General features: G+C 65.5%; 1 protein-coding gene. It reads left to right on the top strand.

The window, feature by feature from the left end:
• Positions 1-1,902, top strand: a 1,902-nt coding sequence (locus tag QSG27_RS28810) for an O-linked N-acetylglucosamine transferase, SPINDLY family protein (RefSeq protein WP_306712269.1), incomplete at both ends; no start/stop codon positions are given.

Raw genomic sequence — 1,902 nt, 5'->3', positions numbered from 1 at the left:
CGGAAAGGGCAAGGCCGATTCGACGACGCCATCGCCGCCTACGGCGCCGCGATCACGCTTCGGCCGCTGAACGCTCAACTGCATTACAATTTAGGGAACCTGTTGCGGGATGTCGGGAGGCTGAAGGAGGCGGCCGCCTGCTACACACGCGCCATCGCTCTGAGCCCGGAGATGGCGGAGGCCGGCTACAATCGCGCCAATGCGTTGAAGGCACTGGATCGAGGCGACGAAGCGATCATCGCCTACCGTCGGACCCTGATCCTGCGCCCCGATCATGGTCGAGCGTATTTCAACCTCGGCAACCTCTACCGCGTCCGGTTCCGTCTCCACGCCGCCATCAACTGCTATGAACGCGCCCTGGGCCTGATCCCCGACGATCCCAAGATCTTCAGCGCCCTGACCGACACCCTTCGCGACCGCGGTTACCTGGAGGAAGCGGAAAGTGTTGCGCGAACTGCCCTTAACCGGTGGTCGGATTCCGCCGACGCCCATTTCGACTTCGGCTTTGTCCGACAGGAATTGAACCATTTTGCGGAAGCCGAAGCCGCCTACATCCGTGCGCTCGTCCTGGAACCAGCCGACGCCAAACTCCACGTCAACCTGGGCACGCTCCGGGTTCGCACGGCCCGTTCGCGCGAGGCCATCGCAAGCTTCGGCCGCGCCCTGACCATCGACCCCACCCTAAGCACGGCGCACTGGAACATTCTGGCCGCGCTGCTCTACGTGTCCGGGGACAGCGAGGCTCGATTCGCCGAACACCGCCGGCACGAAGACCGGTATGCGCGGCCGCTCTACGCCCAAATCCGTCCGCACGCCAACGTGCCGGATTTTCACAGACGCCTGCGCGTCGGCTACATGTCCTCGGATTTCCGCCAGCACCCCGTCGGGCGCAATCTCCTGCCGCTGATGCGGGAGCACGATCACGGCGCCTTCGAGATATACGGCTATTCCAGCGTTGTGAACCCGGACGCCATGACAGCGGCGTTCAAGGCGCACTGCGATCAATGGCGGGACATCGTCAGCCTGAACGACCGCCAGGCCGCCGACCGGGTCCGCGAGGACGGCATCGATATTCTGGTTCATCTGGCCGGGCATTTCGATGCCAACCGGCCGCTGGTCTGCGCCTATAAGCCGGCTCCCGTCCAGGTGAGCTTCCACGACACCGCGACGTCCGGATTGGAGGTGGTGGATTACCTCATTTCCGACCGTGTCCTGTCACCGCGGCCCGACCCGGAACGCTTCACCGAGCGGCTGGTCCGCCTGCCCAGCTTCTACCTCGCCGACCCCATCGCCGATGCGCCGCCCCTTGTGCCGCCCCCGATGTCGGGCACCGGCAGGGTGACCTTTGGCTGCTTCAATTGTCCGGCCAAGTTCGCTCCGGAGGTGCTGGAGCTGTGGGCACGCCTGCTGCGGCGCCTGCCCGATGCGAGGCTGGTGCTCAAGTATTCCAACTGGTTTCAGGACCCGGGGTTGCGCGGACGGACCATCGCGGCCTTCGCTGAACACCGCATCGATCCGGCGCGCCTCCATTTCCCCGAATTCGCAGGCATCACCCAGAGTGTCTTCGACCACCTCGCCCAGTACGATGCCATCGACATCGCCCTCGATCCGTTTCCGTTCTGTGGCGCCACCGCCACTTACGAGGCGCTGTGGATGGGCGTGCCGGTGGTCACCTTGCCGCGGGATTCCATGGTCAGCCGCTGGACCGCCTCGATGGCGACCTCGCTCGGCCTGACCGAATTGATTGCGGGCAGCGAAGACGAGTATCTGGACATCGCCGCCGGGTTGGCGGCCGCTCCGGAGCGGCTGGCCGCGCTGCGGGCCGGACTGCGCGACCGCATCGCGGCCTCGCCGCTGTGCAACTCCCGCCTCAAGGTTCGCCATATCGAACGCGCCTACCGC

Source organism: Azospirillum isscasi (assembly GCF_030849505.1).
GTDB lineage: Bacteria > Pseudomonadota > Alphaproteobacteria > Azospirillales > Azospirillaceae > Azospirillum > Azospirillum isscasi.
Note: the sequence above shows the minus strand (reverse complement) of the source record. Positions and strands in the feature narration are given on the sequence as shown.